This window comes from Streptomyces sp. NPDC091412 (assembly GCF_044756885.1).
Taxonomy (GTDB): domain Bacteria; phylum Actinomycetota; class Actinomycetes; order Streptomycetales; family Streptomycetaceae; genus Streptomyces.
The window spans coordinates 240,532-260,131 of record NZ_JBIVTV010000009.1 but is presented as its reverse complement, the minus strand read 5'-3'; the positions used below and the strand labels follow the sequence as shown (position 1 = coordinate 260,131).

Genomic DNA, 19,600 nt, shown 5'->3' with positions numbered 1-19,600 from the left:
GGGGAAGGTGTCACCTCAGTGAACCGCATGCGCACGACCGTCGCGGCGCTGGCCGCGGCCGGGGTCCTCACCGCCGCTCAGCTGGGCTTCGCCGGGGCCGCTTCCGCGGCGACCGCCGCACCGCAGAGCTCGGGCTGCCCGATCAACATCGTCTACCCGTCCCGTTTCTACGTGGACCACAACGGGTGGGTGACCAACGGCGGCCTGTACTTCGGCATCAAGAGCAAGACCACGAAGAAGTTCAAGAACGTCACGTTCACGGTCACCAACGTCAAGAACATCCGCTTCGGCTCGGCGACGCCGAAGGGCGGCAAGATCAGCCACAGGACCTCGCAGACCGTGACGGTCCGCACCACGACCTTCAAGGGGAAGGCGAGCCTCGGCTTCAAGGTCCGGACGCACCTGCTGAACACCAGGACCTACAAGGTGAAGTTCGCCCTGCACGGCTCCGGCTGGAACTGCGCCGTCAACCAGGGCACCTGGGGCGCCTGACCCCGCGGGCACCGGACGGCCGACGCCCGTTTCGGTCCCCGACCGCCCCGCATCCCGATGCCCCGGCCCACGCGGCCGGGGCATCGGCGTGCGGGGCCGAGTCGTGGACGTGCGCGGGACCATCACGTGCCCGGACCATGATCGGTGCGGCCCGGATACGCACGTGACCGCGGGGTACGCTGCGCATGCCGGCCGGTTACGGGCGATGCCCCGTGCGCACCGGCGCGCACGGCGGGGAGAAGGGCGGGTGCGGATGGACTGGCGCGAGTTCGCCGAACAGATGGCCCAGCTGGCCCGGCGCCTGCTGGCCCAGGACTCCGCGCAGGAGACGCTCGACGAGATCGTCCGGGCGGCCGTCGAGCTGATCGACGGGTGCGAGGCGTCCGGGATCCTGGCCCTGCGCAAGGGGCGCGCCGTGACGCTGGCCGCCCGCGGGGACATGGTCGAGGAGTCCGACCGGTTGCAGGGCGAGGTCGGCGAGGGCCCCTGCTTCGACGCGGCCCGCCGCGTCGACGGGGACCGCCTCTTCCGCATCGCCGACCTCACGCAGCCGCAGCCGACGTGGCCGCGGTACGCGCCGGCCGCCCGCGAACTGGGCATCGGCAGCATGATGGGTTTCCTGCTGTACACCCACGACCAGGACTTCGGTGCGCTCAACCTCTACTCCAGCCGTCCCGGCTCCTTCACCAAGGACAGCGAGACCGCCGGCTGGCTGTTCGCCTCGCACGCCGCCGTCGCCGTGGCGGGCGCCAGAACCGTCGACCAGCTCGAACACGCGCTGGACACCCGGCACGCCATCGGTGAGGCCATGGGCATCCTGCGGGAGCGCCACGGCCTGAGCGAGGAGGACGCCTTCGCCGTCCTGCGCCGCATCTCCCAGCACCACAACATCAAGATCCGCGACGTCGCGCAGACCATCCGTACCGACGCCCCCAAGCGGAGCTGACACGGGCCGAGCGGGCCGGGGCTCCCCCGTCACCATCCCCAGGCGGGTGCTGCTGTGCGGCCGGTGAGTGGTGTCTCGGTCATATCCGGGGGGCAGGAACGCGCGTTCGGGTGGCGCCGCTCGCGCGGCCGCCGCCTGCCCGCCCTCGTGACCGAGGGAGTGACTGCCTCTCGCCTCACGCGGCGCGGCAGTGTAGACATGGCTCATGGTCCGACTCCCGGGTCGTACCGGCTCCCGGTCGGCCCGCCGTCCCAGCGGACGGCGTCTCCAGCTCGCGTCCGGCCCAGCCCGGCGGGCGCGCGAGCTGGCCGGGCATGGCCGATCGGGGCGGAGCAGACCGTCCGGGCTGCGATCGCTCGGCGGGCGCAGCGTCGCCGGGCAGGTGTTCCTGCTCCAGGTCGCCATCGTGGTGCTGCTGGTCGCGGCGGCCGTGGTGGCGCTGGTGCTTCAGGTGCGGCACGACAGCGACCAGGAGGCCCGCAACCGCTCGCTCGCCGTCGCCGAGACGTTCGCCAACGCCCCGGGCACCCGGGAGGCGCTCGCCGCCCCGGACCCGACGGCGGTGCTGCAAGCGCGGGCCGAGGCGGCCCGCAAGGAGGCGCACGTCGACTTCCTCGTCGTGATGAACAGCAAGGGGGTCCGCTACACCCACCCCGAGCCGGACCGTATCGGCCAGACGTTCGTCGGCACCATCCGGCCCGCGCTGGCCGGCGGCACGGTCGTCGAGCAGGTCGACGGGACGCTCGGGCCGCTGGTGCAGGCCGTGGTACCGGTCCGGGCGCCTGACGGCAAGGTGGTGGGCCTGGTGTCGGCCGGCATCACCACCAGGAACGCCGGCGGCCTCGCGGACCGGCAGCTGCCGGTCGTCCTGGGCGCCGCGGCCGTGGCGCTGGCCCTGGCCACGGCGGGGACCGCGCTGGTCACCCGCCGGCTGCTGCGCCAGACCCACGGGCTCGGCCCCCGGGAGATGACCCGGATGTACGAGCACCACGACGCGGTGCTGCATTCCGTGCGGGAAGGCGTCATCATCGTCGGCGACGACGGAAGGCTGCTGCTGGCCAACGACGAGGCGCAGCGACTGCTCGGCCTGCCCGAGGACGCCGAGCACCGGCCCGTGCTCGACCTCGGACTCGACCCCGGGACCGCCGAACTACTGGCCTCCGGCCGGATCGCCACCGACGAGGTGCACCGGGTCGGCGACCGGCTGCTGGCGGTCAACCAGCGGCCCACGGACATGCCGGGCGGCCCGTCGGGCAGTGTGGCCACGCTGCGCGACTCCACGGAGCTGCGCGCCCTGTCCGGCCGGGCGGAACAGGCGCGGGAGCGGCTCAGCCTGCTCTACGACGCCGGGGTGGGCGTCGGCACGACCCTGGACGTGGCCCGGACCGCGGAGGAACTCGTCAAGGTCGCCGTTCCCCGGTTCGCGGACTTCGCCACCGTGGACCTGTACGACGCCGTGCTGGCCGGCGAGGACCCGGATCCGGGGGCCGCGCTGCGCCGTACGGCCTGCGCCGGGATCCGCGAGAACACACCGCTCTACCCGCTGGGGCAGGAGATCCGCTTCGTCCCCTCCACTCCGCAGGCACTCAGCCTGAAGACCCGCCGGGCGGTCCTCGAGCCCCGGCTGGAGGCGGCCCCGGGCTGGCAGGCCCAGGACGTCGAGCGCACCGAGCGGGTGCTGGCGTTCGGCATCCACTCCCTGATCAGCGTGCCCGTGCGGGCGGGCAATCTGGTGCTGGGCCTGGTCAGCTTCTGGCGGTCGGAGAAGGACGAGCCCTTCGACTCCGAGGAGCTGGCCCTCGCCGAGGAACTGGTCGCCCGGGCCGCCGTCTCCATCGACAACGCCCGCCGCTACACCCGCGAGCACGGGCTGGCGGTCACCCTTCAGCGCAGCCTGCTGCCGCGCAGCCTGCCCGAGCAGAACGCGCTGGACATCGCCTACCGCTATCTGCCCGCGCAGGCGGGCGTGGGCGGGGACTGGTTCGACGTGCTGCCGCTGTCCGGGGCGCGGGTCGCGCTCGTCGTCGGCGACGTGGTCGGCCACGGGCTGCACGCCGCGGCCACGATGGGGCGGCTGCGGACCGCGGTCAGCAACTTCTCCGCCCTGGACCTGCCGCCCGAGGAGCTGCTCGGGCTGCTGGACGAGCTGGTCGGCCGTATCGACCAGGACGAGACGGCGGACAGTGCCGGCGTGCCCGTCACCGGCGCGACCTGCATGTACGCGATCTACGATCCGGTCTCGCGCCGGTGCGCGGTCGCCCGCGCCGGCCATCCGCCGCCCGCCGTGGTCGGGCCCGACGGGGACGTGACGTTCCCCGACGTGCCCGCCGGCCCCCCGCTCGGACTGGGCGGGCTGCCGTTCGAGACGGCGGAGCTGGAGCTGGCGGAGGGCAGCCGGCTGGTCCTGTACACGGACGGGCTCGTGATGGACCGGGAGCGGGACATCGACACGGGCCTCGAGGAGCTGCGCACCGCTCTCGCCTCCGCCGGCGAGTCGCCGGAGGACACGTGCCGGGCCGTCCTGGACGTCCGGCGGCCGTTCCGGCCGGTGGACGACATCGCGCTGCTCGTCGCCCGCACCCGTGCCCTGGGGCCCGGGCAGGTCGCCGAGTGGGACGTGCCCGGGGAGGCGGCGGCCGTCGGGGACGTGCGCGCGGCGGTGAGCCGGCGGCTGGCGGAGTGGGGGCTGGAGGAGCTGACGTTCACCACCGAGCTGATCCTGAGCGAGCTGGTCACCAACGCGATCCGGTACGGCGCCGAACCCATCCGGGTCCGGGTGCTGCGTGACCGCGCCCTGATCTGCGAGGTCTTCGACAGCAGCAACACCTCCCCGCACCTGCGCTATGCGGCGAGCACGGACGAGGGAGGCCGCGGGCTGTTCCTCGTCGCGCAGCTCGCCGAGCGGTGGGGCACCCGCTACACGCCCACCGGCAAGGCCATATGGGCCGAGCAGCCGCTGCCCTGAGGCGCCTTCTCCCCGCCTCTCCCACCTCTGCCACTTCTGCCACCTCTGCCACTTCTTCTGCCACCTCTGCCACAGTCGAGTCACTTGGAGCCCTTTTGGTGCACGACACCCCCGGAACGACCGCGCCGGCCGGCGCGGCCCGCCGCAGCGTCCTCGCCCTGATCGGCGGCTCGCTCGTCGCCCTCCCGCTCCTCGGCGCCCGGGGCGTCGCCGCAGCCCCGGGCCTGGACAGCCCCGCGAAGAAGGAGATCGCCATGAAACTGGTGTCGAGCGCGGAGAACTCCACGCTCGACTGGAAGGCCCAGTACGCGTACATCGAGGACCTCGGCGACGGACGGGGCTACACGGCCGGCATCGTCGGCTTCTGCTCCGGCACCGGCGACATGCTCGGCCTGGTGCGGCACTACACCGACCGCAGGCCGCGCAACGTACTGGCCGGGTACCTCCCGGCACTGCGCCGCGTCCACGGCACCGACTCGCACGGGGGACTGGACCCCGGCTTCCCCGAGGACTGGCGCCGGGCGGCGCGGGACACCGCGTTCCAGCGGGCCCAGAACGACGAGCGCGACCGCGTCTACTTCGACCCGGCCATCGCACAGGGCAAGGCCGACGGGCTGCGCGCACTCGGCCAGTTCGCCTACTACGACGCGATCGTGATGCACGGCGGCGGTGGCCTGACCGGCTTCCGCGGCATCCGCGAGCGGGCCTTGCGCACGGCCCTCCCCCCGGCCCGGGGCGGCGACGAGGTGACGTATCTGAACGCGTTCCTCGACGCACGCCTGTGGGCCATGCGACAGGAGCCGGCCCACCGTGAGACCAGCAGGGTCGACACCGGGCAGCGGGTCTTCCTGCGCCAGGGCAACCTCGATCTGGAACCGCCGCTGGACTGGAAGGTGTACGGGGACGGCTACCGCATCGGCTGACGCCGCGGCGGACCGAGGGCCGCGGTCGGTGTCAGCCCAGGGCGCGGTCGAGGTTGTAGGCCGCGCTGATCAGGGACAGGTGCGTGAAGGCCTGGGGGAAGTTGCCCTGCTGCTCGCCGGTGGGGCCGATCTCCTCGGCGTACAGGCCGAGGTGGTTTGCGTAGGTGAGCATCTTCTCGAAGGCGAGTCGGGCCTCGTCGAGTCGGCCGGCCCGGGTGAGGGCCTCGACGTACCAGAAGGAGCAGATGGAGAACGTGCCCTCGTCGCCGCGCAGCCCGTCGGGGCTGGCCTGCGGGTCGTACCGGTAGACGAGCGAGTCGGAGACCAGGTCGCCGGTCAGCGCGTCGAGGGTGGACAGCCACTTGGGGTCGGTCGGCGCGATGAACTTCGCCAGCGGCATCATCAGCACGGCGGCGTCCAGTACGTCGCCGTCCTCGTACTGGACGAAGGCCTGCCGCCCGGCGGACCAGCCGCGGTCCATGATGCGGCGGTAGATCGCGTCCCGGCTCTGCCGCCAGCGGGGCAGGTCGGCGGGCAGGCCGCGGCGGTTGGCCAGCCGCATGGCGCGTTCGACGGCCACCCAGCACATCAGGCGCGAGTACAGGAAGTTCTGCCTGCCGCCCCGGGTCTCCCACACCCCCTCGTCGGGCTGGTCCCAGTTCTCGCAGACCCATTCCACCAGCGCGGACACGTCGTCCCACTGGTCGCTGGAGATCGGCTGGGCCCACTTGTCGAAGAGGTAGATCGAGTCGATCAGGGCGCCGTAGATGTCGAGCTGGAGCTGGTCGGCGGCGGCGTTGCCGACCCGTACGGGCGCGGAACCCCGGTGTCCCTCCAGGTGGCCGAGTTCGCGTTCGGGCAGTTCGCTGCGGCCGTCGATGCCGTACATGATCTGCAGCGGGCCGGTCGCCTTGCCGTCGCCGGGGCTGATGTGCAGGGTCAGGAAGCGCATGAACGCCTCGGCCTCGCCGGCGAAGCCGAGCCGCAGCAGCGCGTAGACGGCGAACGCGGCGTCGCGCACCCAGACGTAGCGGTAGTCCCAGTTGCGCTCACCGCCGACCCGCTCGGGCAGGCTCGTGGTGGGCGCGGCGACGATGGCGCCGGTCGGGGCGTAGGTGAGCAGTTTCAGGGTGAGGGCGGAGCGGTGGACCATCTCGCGCCAGCGGCCGCGGTAGCGGGACTGCGCGAGCCAGCGGCGCCAGTAGGCGACCGTGGCGCAGAACTGGTCCTCGGCCTCGGCGTGGGCGCACCGCCGTGGGGCCACCTCGCCGCCGACCTGGTCCAGCGCGAAGACGGCGGACTCGCCCTCGGCGAGCTTGAAGTCCGCGCGCAGGTCCGTGCCGTCGCTCTCCAGGGGCACGGTGGACGTCAGGGCGAGGGACAGGGTCGCCGACTCGAACAGGACCGTGCAGCCCTCCATCCGGACCGTGTGCGGGTCGGCGCCGTAGTTGAAGCGGGGAGCCACCCGGGCGCGGAACGGAAGGGTGCCGCGCACGCACAGCACGCGCCGGATGAGCCGGTGCCGTTCGGCCTCGGCGGATCCCTGCCGGTCTCCGCCCACCGGCATGAAGTCCTGCACCTCGCCGACGCCGTCCTCGGTGAAGAACCGGGTGATCAGCACGTTGGTGTCGGGGAAGTAGAACTGCTTGGTGCGCGCCGCCTCGGCCGCGGCGAGCTCGAAACTGCCGCCGCGCTCGGCGTCCAGGATCGCGGCGAAGACGCTCGGGGCGTCGAAGGCGGGGCAGCAGTACCAGTCGATCGTGCCGTCGGTGCCGACGAGGGCGACACTGCGCAGGTCGCCGATCAGGCCGTGGTCGGCGATCGGAACGTAGCGGGATGTTCCCGTCTCGGGCCCTCGGCTTCGGGTGTCGGCCATCGCGGCTGCCTCCTGTCCCCTCCCTGACCCCCCTCGCACGGACCGGTACTCGCGGCTGTTGCGGTTCCTCCAGCTTAGGAGCGGTCTTCCGGATGCAGGGTGCCGTCCGACGGGCAATCGTGGGAGGAGGTCCCGCTCCCGCAGCACGAGGGCCGCACTCCGGACCCGGGCGGGGACCCAGCCGGACCCGAGGAGGCCACATGTCGACGTCACAACCCGATGCATCCCGCGAGCCCGGGGAGCGCTGCACCCCGGACGACGTGCTCCACGCCCGTACCGGCACCGACGTCTCGCCCGAGGACGTGGTGCTGGCCGCGGGCCGCGACATCACCCCGCGCAACCTGGAGTGGGCCAAGCGCAAGATCGAGACGGAGGGCCCGGCCGCCCTGGACAAGCTGTTGCCCTAGCTCTTCCCGGGCGCGTGCGAAAGGGATCGGAGCCCTGTCGTTCCGGTCCCTTTCGTTCGTCCCTTTCGCTGGGGGGCGTCGCTCTGCGAGACTCCGGGGCGTGCCCGACTTCGACATGATCGTCATAGGATCCGGACCGGGTGGCCAGAAGGCCGCCATCGCCGCGGCCAAGCTCGGCCGCCGGGTCGCTGTCGTCGACAGACCCGACATGGTCGGCGGGGTCTCGATCCACACCGGAACCATTCCCTCCAAGACCCTGCGTGAGGCGGTGCTCTACCTCACCGGACTCACCCAGCGTGATCTGTACGGTCAGAGCTACCGGCTGAAGGAGGACATCACCGTCGCCGATCTGACCGCACGCACCCAGCACGTGGTGGGCCTCGAGGTCGACGTCATCCGCAGCCAGCTCTCCCGCAACCATGTGGCCCTGCTCGCCGGGACCGGCCGCTTCGTCGACGGGCACACCGTCGCGCTGCGCGAAGTGACCGGTGAGGAAAGGCTGTTGACGGCCGAACACATCGTCATCGCGACCGGTACCCGGCCGGCCCGTCCGGACAGCGTGGAGTTCGACGGACGCACCATCATGGACTCCGACAACGTGCTCACGCTGGAGCGGGTGCCGCGGTCGATGGTGATCGTCGGCGCCGGGGTCATCGGGATGGAGTACGCCTCCATGTTCGCCGCGCTCGGCAGCAGGGTGACCGTCGTCGAACGGCGGCCGGGCATGCTCGACATGTGCGACGTCGAGATCGTGGAGTCGCTCCGCTACCACCTGCGGGACGTCGCCGTCACCTTCCGCTTCGGGGAGACGGTGGCCGCCGTGGAGCGGCACGAGAACGGCACGCTCACCGTGCTGGAGAGCGGCAAGAAGATACCGGCCGACGCGGTGATGTACTCGGCGGGCCGGCAGGGTCTCACCGACGGACTCGACCTGGAGAAGGCCGGGTTGAGCGCCGACGCGCGCGGCCGGATCGCGGTCGACGAGCACTACCGCACGCAGGTGCCGCACATCTACGCGGTCGGCGACGTGATCGGCTTCCCCGCGCTCGCGGCGACCTCGATGGAACAGGGGCGGGCGGCGGCGTACCACGCCTGCGGGGAGCCGGTCGGCAGGATGGGCGGCCTTCAGCCGATCGGCATCTACACGATCCCGGAGATCAGCTTCGTCGGGCGGACCGAGGACCAGCTCACCGAGGACCGGGTGCCGTTCGAGGTGGGCGTCTCGCGTTACCGGGAGCTGGCCCGCGGGCAGATCATCGGCGACTCGCACGGCATGCTGAAGCTGCTGGTCTCGCCGGAGGACCGCACGCTGCTCGGGGTGCACTGCTTCGGCGCCGGGGCCACCGAACTCATCCACATCGGGCAGACGGTGATGGGCTGCGGCGGCACCGTGGACTACCTGGTCGACGCGGTGTTCAACTACCCGACGCTCGCGGAGTCGTACAAGGTGGCCGCCCTGGACGCGACGAACAAGCTGCGGCAGATCGACCGGATCGGGGGCTGACCCCGGGGGCCGGGTCAGGGCTGGGTGCCGTCGTCCGGCAGCGTGTCGTCGTCGACGACGTGGACAGCGGCGATGTGGACGGCGGCCTCCTCGGCGCCGGCGGCTCCCGCGTCGACGCCCATGTCGGCGGCGGCCTCCTCCTCGGTGGTGTCGCCACGGCGCCCTCGTCCGGGGCGACGAGGCAGCCGGCGCGGTCCCTGCCTGCCTCTGGGCAGACTGGTTCGCCCTCGCCGCCGGGCAGATCGCCACCCCGTCGCCCTCGGGCCCGCCCTCGTCGGGCCGCTCCCGCGCCGGCCGCCGGCCGAGGCTCTCGCCCGCGTGCTGTTCGGCGGCCGTCGTGCCGTACTTGGTGACGCCCAGCGGCTTCTCCGGCGGGGAGCAGCCCTCGTCGAGGACGTCGTCGCAGGTCCGCTCCCCCACCCCGTTCTCCCTGTCCGGCGGCGCGGCGTCCGCGTGTTCCTCGTGGGAGGGGGTGGTCCCGCGTCCGTCAGGCGGACAGCAGTCCGCGGCCGAGCCAGTCGGAGGAGTCGCGGACGCCGGGCAGAGCGAAGAAGTAGCCGCCGCCGGTCGGGGAGATGTAGTCGACGAGGGGTTCGTCGATCAGCCGGGTCTGCGTGGCCTCGAACTGGCGGACGACGTCCTGCTGGTAGCAGCAGAAGGCCAGGCCCATGTCGAGGTTGCCGACGTTGTCGACGCCGCGGTCGTAGTTGTAGCCGCGGCGCAGGATGCGGGAGGCGTCGGTGCCGGCGGTGCGCGGGTTGGCCAGCCGGATGTGGGAGTCCAGCGGGATCGCCGTGCCCTTGGGGTCCTTGGCGTAGTGGGGGACGTCGGTCTCCTTTGCGCCGTCCAGTGGGGCGCCCGTGTCCTTGCGGCGGCCGAACATCTTCTCCTGCTCGGTCAGCGACACCCGGTCCCAGAACTCCACCAGCATGCGGATGATCCGGATCACCTGGTAGCTGCCGCCGGCCGCCCAGGCCGGCTCGCCCTGCCCGTCGCCCACCCAGACCAGGCGGCTCATCTCCCGGGCGGAGGCGACATCGGGGTTGGCGATGCCGTCCTTGAAACCGAGCAGGTTGCGCTGGGCGCCGGTGGGGCGCGGACCGCTCTGGAAGCCGTCGACGCGCCACTTGATCTGCAGGGCGCCCCGGGTGTGCCGGGCGATGTCGCGCAGTGCGTGCAGCACCGTGTCCTGGCGGTCGGCGCAGATCTGGAGGGACAGGTCTCCGTGGCACTCGGCGGGGTTCAGGTTGTCGTTGGGGAAGGTCCGCATGGGGGCGAGCCGGCGCGGTATCGCCTTGGCCAGCCCGAAGCGTTCGTCGAAGAGGGAGGCACCGACGCCGACGGTGACGGTGAGGGCGTCGGCGGGGATCTCGGGACCGAGGATGCCGTTGTCGGAGGGCGGGGCACCGACGCCCAGGTCGGTGGGGGTGCCGCCGGCGGTGAGGAAGCGGGCCCGCTCGGTGATGGTCCGCAGCAGTCCGGCGAGTTCCTCGCGGTTCTCGGCGATGACGTCGAAGGAGACGAAGGCGGCGGCCGCGGGGGCGGGCGTGAGGACGCCTGCCTGGTGGACGCCGTGGAACGGGACCGCTGCCGCGCCGGTGCCGTCCGCGGCGTGCGCCTGGCCCGCGCCGCTCCGGGCGAGGGTGAAGCCGCCACCCGCCAGGACCGCGCCGGCGGCACCGGCGCCCAGGGCCGTCTTGACGAAGGTGCGGCGCCCGTGGCCGGCGGGGCAGCCACCCTCGGGTGCGGACGTTTCGGCGGACGGCATGGAGCGGTTCCCTTCGGTACGTACGGTCTCGGGTGTCACGGCGCGCGGTGCGGTCATCAGGCGGACTTCCGGATCTCCAGCAGGTCCGGTACGGGCGCGAGGTCCTCCAGAAGCTGTCCGGTGGCCCCGTCGAGGCGGGCCCGGGTGATCGCGTCGAGCCGGTTCACGGGGGTCCAGGCGTTCCCGTGGTGGGCCGCGTCGAGCAGCTTCTCCAGCCGGGCGGTGTCCGCGTCGACGGTGGGCAGCAGGCGCGGGGCACGGGAGGTGAGCAGCGGCCTGAGCACGGTGAGCAGTTCGCGGGTGCCGGCGAGGTTGGCGTCGGCCGTGGCCAGCTCGGTGCCGCTGCCCTGGTCGGCCTGGCCGGTGAGTTCGAACTGGAGGGTGTTCTCGAGGATCTCGTGGGCGCGCAGCGGCAGGTCACCGGGGTCGAAGGCCTGCGTGGGGAAGGCCTTGCGCAGGCCGTCGGCGTCGGCGGCGAGTTTCTGGGCGGGGGCCTTCAGCCGGTCCGCGCTCTGGCCGTGCCACAGGCCGTACTCGATGCGGTGGAAGCCGGTGAAGTCCTGGTCGTCCACTCCGCCGGGCAAGCCGTCGGGCCGGCCGTTGATCTTCTTGTCGAAGTCCTCGAAGGTGCCGTAGGCGGCGCCGAGGGAGGAGTAGGTGCGGTGGGCGGTCAGCCAGTCGGTACGGGCCGCGTCGAGGTCACCGCCCTGAATGTCGGCGTTCAGCCGGCCGGTCTGGGCGACGAGCGTGGCCAGACCCCGTCCGACGTACTGCCTGTACTCCTTGAGCGGGGTGGCGAGGTCCTGCTCGGACACCGGGACGACCGCCGTGGCCCCTGCCCCGCCACCGACCCGGACGGCCTTGGAGGTGACGGCCGTGCCGCCGGTGGGCACGCAGCGCCAGGCGTAGCTGCCGCCCGCGACGGTGGCGACCAGGTCGCGGGTGGTGCCGGGGGCCAGGCCCTCGATCTCGCCGTAGACCGCGTTGGTGGCCGGGTCTATCAGGTACACCTCGGACGTCTTCGACCCGGTGTTCCGCATCTGGAACGTCTGTCGTCCCGGCTCGGGCGCGGTGAAGCCCTTGCCGCACTCGGTCTCCGAGACGGCGACGGTCTGGGCTCCGGCGGGCTTGGGCCGTCCCAGGGCCACCACGAGTCCGGCCACGACCGCGGGCACCGCGACGACAGCCACGGGCACGACCCAGACGCGACGCCTCCGGCGGGCGACGGCCGCGAGCGCGGGCGATTCGTCCGGTGTCTCGCGGACGCCGCGCTCGGGCCTCCGCGACGGGTCGGCCCCCTCGGCCCGCACCTCACCGGGGCCGCCACCATCGGACGGATCGTCGGCCCCGGAGAGTGCGGACCTCTCGGCGTGGGAGGCCGCGGACGTCTCAGCCCGGGACGCGGCGGACCTCTCGGCCCGGGACGCGGCGGGCGACTCGGCCCGGGACGCGGCGGACCTCTCGGCGTGGGAGGCGGCGGGCGACTCGGCCCGGGACGCGGCGGACCTCTCGGCGTGGGAGGCGGCGGGCGACTCGGCCCGGGACGCGGCGGGAGTCCCGCTCGCCACCGCTGCCGTCGCCGCAGTGGCGGCACCCACGTCCGGCCCGGCGGCGGCTCGGTCCCCGCGCCCAGCAGCGACGGCGGCCGACGGCCCGGCCTCGGCCGCCAGCCCGGCAGGGCCGGCGTCCGGGGCCCCGGTCCCGGCCGCGGCGCGCGGCCCGCTCGCGGCGGCTGCCCGAGGCCCGCTCCCGGCGCCGGCACCTCGCGCGGCCTCCGGTACAGCAGCTGTCGGCGTGCCGGTCGGCGCCGTGGCGGGCGCCGGTTTCGTGGCGCGCACGCCCCGGACGAACAGGGTCATCACCAGGGCGAGGTAGCCGGCGTAGCCGAGGACCTGGAGCCAGGTCATCGTCGGGGTGAGGTTGAAGACGCCCTGGACGAGGGTGCTGTACCAGGAGCCCGCGTCGACGGTGCCGCCGAGGTCGACGGCGTACGCCGCCTTGCCGGGGAGGACTCCGCCCTCCTGGAGGTCGCGCAGGCCGTAGCCGAGGACCCCGGCCGCGATCACGATCAGCACGGCGCCGGTGGCGGTGAAGAACTTGGTGAGGTTGATCTTCAGCACCCGCCGGTACAGGCCCCAGCACAGACCGGCCGCCAGGACCAGGCCGATCCCGGCGCCCGTCAGCGGTCCCACGGACTCGCCGGCCGCGCGGGCGGTGGTCCACAGGAACAGGGCCGTCTCCAGGCCCTCGCGGCCCACCGCGAGGAAGGAGGTGAGGATCAGCACGCCCGCACCCATGCCGAGCGCGCCGGTCACCTTCTCCTTGATCTCACCGGAGAGGCTGCGGGCCGAGCGGCGCATCCAGAACACCATGGCGGTGACGAACGCGACGGCCACGACGCTGAGGGCACCGCCGAACGCCTCCTGCGCCGTCGCGGACAGCGAGGCGGCCGTGAAGGTGAGCACCGCGCCGAAGCTCATCGCGAGCGCGATGGCCGCGAGGACGCCGGTCCACACCTGTGGCAGCCGGGACTTGGCTCCGGCCCGGACCAGGGTGGCGACGAGGATGGAGACGATCAGTCCGCCTTCGAGTCCCTCTCGCAGTCCGATCAGGAAACTCGGAAACGCGTCGTCCCACATGCCGTACGGTCCTCCCTGGCACACCGCCCCGGCCACTCCGGGACCGGGTTAGCGAAGGCATGCCTAACTTCGTGATCCATCATGACTACAGACGTGTAGTCGACTGGTCATGAAGCGGCAATGGACCGGTAAAGGTCGACGCGCACACGGGAGTCCTCGGTCACAGCCGTTCTCCCACGCAGGAACCGCGTGCGGGGTCCGGTCGAGCGGCCCGGTTCACTCGTTCGGGCGACCATGGGAACGCCCCAGGGGTCTCCCTCGTCTACATTGACGTAGACGGTCTACAGATTTGTAGTCACTCGGCCGGTGCCTTCAGCCGCGCGCCCGCCGACCCGACGGAAAGGGCCCGCGACGATGATCGCACTCCCGCACCTGTCGTCGCAGCTCGCTGTCAACGTGCTGGACGCGCAGTCGCTGCTGGCCGCCTTCGGCGTGCTCGGCGTCGGCGTGGTGATGTTCGCCGAGACGGGGCTCCTGATCGGCTTCTTCCTGCCCGGCGACTCGCTCCTGTTCACCGCGGGCCTGCTGTGCACCGGCACGGCCGACCGGGGTGTGAAGCTGTCGCTGGCCCCGTTGCTGGTCGCGGCCGTCGTCGGCGCGCTCGCCGGCTCACAGTGCGGCTTCCTGCTGGGCCGCAGGGCGGGCGGCGCCCTGCTCGCCCGCAGCCGCTCCCCGCGCCTGCACGAGGGCGCCGGTCGCGCCGAGGAACTCCTGGAGCGGTACGGGTTCGCGAAGGCGATCGTACTGGCCCGTTTCGTGCCGGTGGTGCGTACGGTGCTCAACCCGATGGCCGGCGCCCTGGGGGTGCCGACCCGCACGTTCACCCTGTGGCAGGTCGTCGGCGGTCTCGTCTGGAGCGTCGGCCTCACCCTCGCGGGGTACGCGCTCGGCTCCTCCGTCCCGAACATCGACAAGTATCTGCTCCCCGTGATCGGACTCATCGTGCTCGTGTCGCTGATCCCGCTCGTCCCGGAGGTCCTGCGCTCGCGCCGGGCCGCGAAGGCCAAGGAGGCGCGCGGATGATCCTCGCCCTGTCGGGCTCGTCCATCGACGGCCCCCTGTACTCGGACGTGGTGGACCTGGCCCGCCACTCCCCCGTGTGGTGGGACGACATGGTGACGGTGTGGTCGGCCTACGGCCTGGCCGTGTTCGCCGTGCTGATGCTGGCGGTCTGGTGGCGCTCGCGCCGGGTGGATGCCGGGGCGGCGGCCACCGCTCTGGTGGTGCCACTCGTCGTGGTGCTCGCCTACGCCGTCAACTCGCTGGTGAAGCTGCTCGTGCGCGAGGTGCGCCCGTGCCGCACGCTGCACGTGGTCACCCTGGAGGCCTGTCCGGCCCGCACCGACTGGTCCTTCCCCAGCAACCACGCGGCGATCGCCGCCGCGGCCGCGGTGGCGCTGTTCCTCGTCTCCCGCCGGCTCGGCGCGATCGCCTGCGTGGCCGCCGTCGCGATGGCCGCCTCCCGGGTCTGGGTCGGCGCCCACTATCCGCACGACGTGGCGGCCGGGCTCCTGACCGGAGCGCTGGTGGCCCATGTCGTGATGAAGGCGCTGCTGCGCCGGCCGGACGCACTCGCCCGGCGCCTGGCCGCGACGCGGCTGCGGCCGTTGCTGGTGTCATGAGGCCCCGGGACACCGCCGACCTCGCGGGCAGCGCGGGGCTCGGCGCCTGGGCCGCGTTCGCCGTGCTCGGCCTGGTCGTCGGCGGCCATGGCACCCCCCTGTCCGTGGACGACGCCCTGCTCTCCTGGTCCCTCGGTCACCGCCCGGCGGTGGCCGTGGCGGTGGCCCGCGGACTCACCGCCACGGGGACGGGGGTCATCCCGTACCTGCTCGTCGCGCTGGCCGGCCTCGCCGTCGGCCGCACGGCCCGGCAGCGTGCGGTCGCGGCCGCTCTCGGCCTCGGCTGCCTGGTGGCGGGCCAGGCCCTGCGCTACGGCGTGATGGAGCTGATCTCCCGGCCGCGTCCGCCCCGGCAGGACTGGGCGGCCCACGCCTCGGCGTGGTCGTTCCCGTCCGGGCACACCACCACCTCCGCGCTGACCGCCGGACTGCTGATCCTGGCGACGGCCGTGCGTGCCCCGCGCGGCCGTGGGGCGTTCTGCCTCGTCGTCGGCTGCTGGGGCGCGCTGGTGGGGCTGACCCGGGTGTATCTCGGGGTGCACTGGTTCACCGACGTGATCGGCGGCTGGCTGTTCGCCGCGGGCTGGCTCGGGGTGTGCCTGTGCGCGGCCGCCTGGTGGCTGCCCACGGGCCTCGTGTCCGAGCTGACGGCGAGAGCCGGAGGGCCGGTGGAGAACCACGCGGGCCAGGGTCCCGGCGGTCGAGGACGGTCACGCCCTGTGTGACACCCCGGCGCCACGGCCTGCACCACGAGGACTCCGGCTCACCCCTCGACGCGATCCCGCCGCCGCGACCGGCCGACGACGGACGCGGGGGCCCGGCGGCGCCCCCGGCGGCGAACCGCGCGGCCACGAGCCGTCCACCGGGCAGCGGCCCGGCCACACCGGCGCCGGGGCCCGGGACAACTGGTCGACGAGACCGCGCCGGTCAGATCCGCGCCCAACAGGCCGACCGAGGACGTTCTCGTCGGCGACGGGGGTGTCTCGCCGGCCGCCGGCCGGATCGGCGCGGGGGTGTACGCGGCGGCCGCACGGCGCTGCGCGCCCCGCCCGGCGAAGGCGAGCGGACCGCCCCACAGGGCGGCGGCCCGCCGCGGCCGGCTGTGCACGGTCGCGATGCCGTTCGGCACCGCCGCGACCATGGGCCGGCACCGCGACCGCAGCGGGCCCCGCACCGCCGCCGTCACCGGCACGGCAGCGCCGAGGACGACGGCCGCGCCCATGACGGAGAAGTGCGGGATCCGCAGGACGCCCGGGCGGGCCGCGGCGAGTACAAGGATCAGACGCCGCACGGCGAGCGCGCTCGCGGTGCGGCCCGCGGACCGGCCGCACCGGATCAGGAACCGCAGGTCGACCGCGCCCGTCCCGAGACCGGGGGCCAGTACGTGGTGGGCGGCGCCGGCGGCGGACTACACGCCCGCGTTGGTGACGGTTGCGGAACTCCCGGCGTCAGGGGCCGGTGGCCCTGCGCGCCTGGGGCGCGACGTACAGGCGCAGGTCGCCGAAGCGGTGGGAGGGCCAGGTGCGGGCGTACGCGGGCGGGGTGCCGTCGGCGGTGGTGAGGGCGGCGACCGGCAGGCGCCGTGCGGTCTGGTCGATGGCCGCCGGGGTGCTGTTGGTGTTGGGGCCCGCGGTCGCGGCCGAACCGCAGCCGGTGTAGAAGGCGATCGGGATGGCCTCCTCACCGGTGAGCAGGCAGGGCGGGCGCACTCCGAGGCGGTGCAGCGTGGCGGCGGTGCCGGACCAGGCGCGGCGGTCGGTGGTGGTGCGGTGGACGGTGTGGGCGAGGACGGCGTACTGCACCGCCAGGTGTCCGGCGAGGCCGAGGGCGGCCAGGGACACGGCGAGGGGCCGCCACTTGCCGCTCGGCGCCCTGAGGAGGAGGACGAGGGTGTCGGCGGCCGGGATCGCGAGCAGGGCGTAGGCGGGCAGCAGGAAGCGCGGCGCCGCATATCCGATCAGGAACAGGTACGGGAAGGCGGCCGTGACCGCGCAGGCCAGCGCGACCAGCGTGGGCGGGGTCCGCCGGGCGCGCACGGCGAGGGCGAGGCCCAAGAGGGCGAGCAGGGGCAGGACATACCACCAGGCGGTGACAACCGGGTTCGGCTGCGCGCCGGTGCAGGGCCGGCACAGGGCGCGCCCGCCCAGGCTGCGCAGCTGGTCGGCCACGGCGAAGTGCCAGCCCAGGCCGCCCTGTACGGCGGAGCCGTCGGACAGCCGCTGGAACAGGCCCCCGTAGGCGACGTACGCCTCGATCACCCATTCGGCGGAGCCGGCGACGAGTCCGGCGAGCAGCGCGGCGAGCGGCTTCCAGCGCCGCTCCAGCAGGGCGAGGGCGAGCAGGGGCAGGACCACCCAGACGGCGTCCATGGGGCGCATCAACGCCATGAGGGCGGCGCCCCCTGCCAGGCCCCACAGTGCGGCGCGGTCCCGCCGGGCGGTCCGGACCCGCAGGAAGCAGCCCGCACAGGCGAGGGCGCCGATGGCCACCCAGTAGTTGGGCATGGCCTGCGGACCGTAGAACAGGGTCACCCACAGGGAGGCGAACAGGGCGCCGGCCAGGGCCAGGACACCGGAGCGGAACGTGTGCCGCCACACGCGCAGGGCCAGGTACAGGGCGAGCCCGGAGAGCACCGCGAGGTAGACGCGCAGCAGCGTGGTGGACGGCGACCAGGAGGCGACCGGCGCGACGAGCAGCGAGACGCCGCGTGCGCGCGGGGCGCTGAAGTAGGCGGCCGGTGCGTGTCCGCTGACCTGGCTGACGTAGATGGACTCGTCCCAGCCGAGGCCCATGCCGGGGCGGACGAGGAGGAGTTGGGCGAGGGTGAAGGCGGCGGCCACCGCCGCCACGAGGACGTCGCCGCGCGCCCGGCGGGCGCGGGCGAAGCCGGATCCCGGTCCCGCTCGCCGTGTCCCGGCGAGTATGGCGTGCGTACTGTCGGCCATCTCCACCCCTCACCCCCGCACCGCGGGGTTTCGGGCTCCCCGCGTTCCGCGCCGCCGGCGCGGGAACCAGGTAAGCAGGAACCAGGTAGGACGTCAGGGAAACAAGTAAGACGTCGGGGAAAACAGGTACGACGTCAGGGAAAACACGGACAAACTAACCCGCGCCGCGCTCACGCGCCGGGCGGGACGCCGCCGGACGCCCGACCCCCTACGCGCTGTAAGGTTGAGGGCATGGCTGGCAGAGGGCCTCACGGCAGGGTGGAACGGCGCAGTTCGGGCGAGTTGGAGAGCGAGGTCCTGGCGGCCTTGTGGTCCACGGAGCACCCGCTCACCCCTGCCGAGATCCAGCTGGAGATCGGCGGCGGCCTGGCCTACAACACCGTGCACACCATCCTCAAGCGGCTGTACGACAAGGGCCTGGTGCTGCGCGAGGTGGACGGGCGGCGGGGTGCCTACCGGCCGGCCAAGAACGCGGCCGAGTTGACCGCCCAGGCGATGCACGACGCCCTGGACCGCGGCCCCGACCCGATCGCCGCACTCCAGCAGTTCGTGACCGGGCTGAGCCCCGAGGAGGAGCGGGCCCTGCGCGAACTGCTCACCGGAGGGGCCGCGTGACGGTCGACGTCTACACCCCGCTGGCGCTGTCCGCGCTGCTCGCCGCGATCAGTCCCGCGGTCGGCCGGCGGGTGGCCCCCGCCCTGGCCGCGCGCGTGCTGACCGCCGCCGCCGCGGTGACGGCCGCCGCCACCGTGTGGTCCCTCGTGCTGCTGGCCGCCACCCTCCTCGACGACGCCCCGCCAGTCCTCGCCGAGGCCAGGGAGGCCGGATACGCGGTCCCGGACCCGGTGCCCGAGGCGATCGGGATCGCCGCCTGCCCGGCCCTCGCGCTGATCGCCCACCGGCTGTGGCGGGCCGTCCGCGCCGAGTACGCCACGCGCCGCAGGCTGCGGCGGCTGTGCGAGGGGCAGCCGGGGGACACCGAACTCATCGTCGCCGCCTCGCCCGTGCCGCGGGCGTTCGCCATTCCCGGCTCACCGGGCCGGATCCTGGTCACCGCGGCGATGCTCGGCGCGCTGGAGCCGGTCGAGCGCCGGGTGCTGCTCGCCCACGAACGCGCCCATCTGGCGCACCGGCACGCGCTGCTGGTGACGGCGGCCACGCTGGCCTTCGCGGCCAACCCGCTGCTCGGGCCGGTGCGCGACCAGGTGGCCTTCCTCGTCGAACGCTGGGCGGACGAACGGGCCGCCGCGGCGGTCGGCGACCGCACCACCACCGCCCGCGCGCTCGCCCGCGCGGCGCTCACGGCCGGGCGGGCGGAGCCTTCGTGCGCGCTGGGCTTCACCGATCGCGCCGTCACCCGCCGGATCGCGGCGCTCCAGTCCGCCCCGCCGCCGCATCTGCGCTCGGTCGCGGTGGCCGTCCTCGCCCTCGGTGCGCTGCCCGCCCTGGGCGCCGCCGACGCCACGGGCGACCTGCTGGGCCTGCTGGTGCACATCGTCCCGTAGCCCTACGG

At 73.7% G+C, this 19,600-nt stretch carries 16 protein-coding genes and 1 pseudogene; 11 read left to right on the top strand and 6 right to left on the bottom strand.

What is annotated here, in order from left to right:
- Positions 1 to 27: 27 nt before the first annotated feature.
- The 4 genes from ACIQMV_RS23255 to ACIQMV_RS23240 all read left to right on the top strand — a co-directional run bounded on the left by ACIQMV_RS23255 (position 28) and on the right by ACIQMV_RS23240 (position 5,326).
- Entirely contained in the window at positions 28 to 492 is a 465-nt protein-coding gene (locus ACIQMV_RS23255) for a hypothetical protein (RefSeq protein WP_253265966.1), read from the top strand.
- Between the two features lie 253 nt (positions 493 to 745).
- Positions 746 to 1,438 (top strand): GAF and ANTAR domain-containing protein, encoded by a 693-nt coding sequence (locus ACIQMV_RS23250; protein ID WP_402595168.1) that lies wholly within the window; start codon positions 746 to 748, stop codon positions 1,436 to 1,438.
- A 205-nt stretch (positions 1,439 to 1,643) separates the two neighbouring features.
- Positions 1,644 to 4,403, top strand: coding sequence for a SpoIIE family protein phosphatase (locus ACIQMV_RS23245; RefSeq protein WP_402595166.1), 2,760 nt, complete (start codon positions 1,644 to 1,646; stop codon positions 4,401 to 4,403).
- A gap of 98 nt (positions 4,404 to 4,501) precedes the next feature.
- Positions 4,502 to 5,326, top strand: a complete 825-nt coding sequence (locus ACIQMV_RS23240) for a chitosanase (RefSeq protein ID WP_402595164.1) — start codon at positions 4,502 to 4,504, stop codon at positions 5,324 to 5,326.
- A gap of 31 nt (positions 5,327 to 5,357) precedes the next feature.
- On the opposite strand, the gene ACIQMV_RS23235 is transcribed toward ACIQMV_RS23240, so the two are convergent.
- Entirely contained in the window at positions 5,358 to 7,202 is a 1,845-nt protein-coding gene (locus ACIQMV_RS23235; RefSeq protein WP_402595162.1) for a glycoside hydrolase family 15 protein, read from the bottom strand.
- 200 nt (positions 7,203 to 7,402) lie between these two features.
- On the opposite strand from ACIQMV_RS23235, the gene ACIQMV_RS23230 reads away from it, so the two are divergent.
- Both ACIQMV_RS23230 and sthA read left to right on the top strand, forming a co-directional pair.
- Entirely contained in the window at positions 7,403 to 7,609 is a 207-nt protein-coding gene (locus ACIQMV_RS23230) for a hypothetical protein (RefSeq protein WP_141355358.1), read from the top strand.
- 100 nt (positions 7,610 to 7,709) lie between these two features.
- Entirely contained in the window at positions 7,710 to 9,113 is a 1,404-nt protein-coding gene (sthA, locus tag ACIQMV_RS23225) for a Si-specific NAD(P)(+) transhydrogenase (RefSeq protein WP_402595160.1), read from the top strand.
- 14 nt (positions 9,114 to 9,127) lie between these two features.
- On the opposite strand, the pseudogene ACIQMV_RS23220 reads toward sthA, so the two are convergent.
- The 3 genes and pseudogenes from ACIQMV_RS23220 to efeU all read right to left on the bottom strand — a co-directional run.
- Positions 9,128 to 9,587 (bottom strand): annotated as a pseudogene (locus tag ACIQMV_RS23220) (DUF5709 domain-containing protein); the annotation flags it as partial.
- 13 nt (positions 9,588 to 9,600) lie between these two features.
- Positions 9,601 to 10,881 carry an iron uptake transporter deferrochelatase/peroxidase subunit gene (gene efeB / locus ACIQMV_RS23215; protein ID WP_402595159.1) on the bottom strand — a complete coding sequence of 427 codons (1,281 nt, stop codon included), beginning with the start codon at positions 10,879 to 10,881 and terminating at the stop codon, positions 9,601 to 9,603.
- A gap of 56 nt (positions 10,882 to 10,937) precedes the next feature.
- Positions 10,938 to 13,520, bottom strand: coding sequence for an iron uptake transporter permease EfeU (gene efeU, locus ACIQMV_RS23210; RefSeq protein ID WP_402595157.1), 2,583 nt, complete (start codon positions 13,518 to 13,520; stop codon positions 10,938 to 10,940).
- Positions 13,521 to 13,874: 354 nt separating this feature from the next.
- Here efeU and ACIQMV_RS23205 point away from each other — a divergent pair, with 354 nt between their 5' ends.
- The 3 genes from ACIQMV_RS23205 to ACIQMV_RS23195 are packed head-to-tail and all read left to right on the top strand — an operon-like array spanning position 13,875 to position 15,867.
- The gene (locus tag ACIQMV_RS23205) at positions 13,875 to 14,543 is read left to right on the top strand and encodes a DedA family protein (protein ID WP_402595155.1); all 669 of its coding nucleotides are present in this window, start codon (positions 13,875 to 13,877) and stop codon (positions 14,541 to 14,543) included.
- Entirely contained in the window at positions 14,540 to 15,142 is a 603-nt protein-coding gene (locus tag ACIQMV_RS23200) for a phosphatase PAP2 family protein (protein WP_402595153.1), read from the top strand. The genes ACIQMV_RS23205 and ACIQMV_RS23200 overlap by 4 nt, the downstream gene beginning before the upstream one ends.
- Positions 15,139 to 15,867: a phosphatase PAP2 family protein gene (locus tag ACIQMV_RS23195; protein WP_402595151.1), complete on the top strand. Its 729-nt coding sequence runs from the start codon at positions 15,139 to 15,141 to the stop codon at positions 15,865 to 15,867. Before ACIQMV_RS23200 ends, ACIQMV_RS23195 begins: the two co-directional genes overlap by 4 nt.
- Positions 15,868 to 15,905: 38 nt before the next feature.
- Here the strand turns inward: ACIQMV_RS23195 and ACIQMV_RS23190 are convergent, their stop codons facing one another.
- Together ACIQMV_RS23190 and ACIQMV_RS23185 are read right to left on the bottom strand one after the other, a co-directional pair.
- The gene (locus ACIQMV_RS23190; protein ID WP_402595150.1) at positions 15,906 to 16,433 is read right to left on the bottom strand and encodes a hypothetical protein; all 528 of its coding nucleotides are present in this window, start codon (positions 16,431 to 16,433) and stop codon (positions 15,906 to 15,908) included.
- 157 nt (positions 16,434 to 16,590) lie between these two features.
- Complete coding sequence (locus ACIQMV_RS23185; protein ID WP_402595148.1) at positions 16,591 to 18,087, bottom strand: hypothetical protein; 1,497 nt, start codon at positions 18,085 to 18,087, stop codon at positions 16,591 to 16,593.
- Positions 18,088 to 18,318: 231 nt separating this feature from the next.
- Between ACIQMV_RS23185 and ACIQMV_RS23180 the strand changes: the two genes are divergently transcribed.
- Together ACIQMV_RS23180 and ACIQMV_RS23175 are read left to right on the top strand one after the other, a co-directional pair.
- The gene (locus tag ACIQMV_RS23180; RefSeq protein ID WP_141355372.1) at positions 18,319 to 18,702 is read left to right on the top strand and encodes a BlaI/MecI/CopY family transcriptional regulator; all 384 of its coding nucleotides are present in this window, start codon (positions 18,319 to 18,321) and stop codon (positions 18,700 to 18,702) included.
- Positions 18,699 to 19,592, top strand: a complete 894-nt coding sequence (locus ACIQMV_RS23175; protein ID WP_402595146.1) for a M56 family metallopeptidase — start codon at positions 18,699 to 18,701, stop codon at positions 19,590 to 19,592. The genes ACIQMV_RS23180 and ACIQMV_RS23175 overlap by 4 nt, the downstream gene beginning before the upstream one ends.
- Positions 19,593 to 19,600: the final 8 nt, after the last annotated feature.